The organism is Allobosea sp. 01N443, from assembly GCF_056399325.1.
The window spans coordinates 1-382 of sequence record NZ_JBFTRC010000448.1 but is presented as its reverse complement, the minus strand read 5'-3'; the positions used below and the strand labels follow the sequence as shown (position 1 = coordinate 382).

The 382-nt window shown below is 62.0% G+C and carries 1 protein-coding gene; it reads left to right on the top strand.

The annotated features are described in order from the left end of the window. The coding region (locus tag AC1DRP_RS36920) for a hypothetical protein (protein WP_476771191.1) at positions 1 to 382 on the top strand (382 nt) is incomplete at both ends.

The window sequence follows — 382 nt, the reverse complement described above, 5'->3', positions numbered from 1 at the left end:
CCTTCAATGTGGCCCGCGGCTGGGATGTCGGGCTGGGAACGTTGAACCAGGTGCGTTCGGATCTTGCCGCTTCGCAGGATCCCTATGTCTCCGAGGCCGTCGGATATGCCGGAAATCTCTCGCCCTATACCTCGTGGGAGGACTTCCAGCAGCGCAACAATCTGAGCGATGCAGTGATCGCCCAGTTCAAGCAGGCCTATCCGGACCTCGTCCTGGACGCCGACGAGATCGCGGCCTTCCAGGCGATCAACTCGAATATCAGCGTGGCCATCCAGGCCGACGGCACCGGCATCGTGAAGGGGATCGACCGGGTCGATCTCTGGGTCGGTGGCCTTGCCGAGACGCATATCAATGGCGGCATGGTCGGGCAGACCTTCTGGGT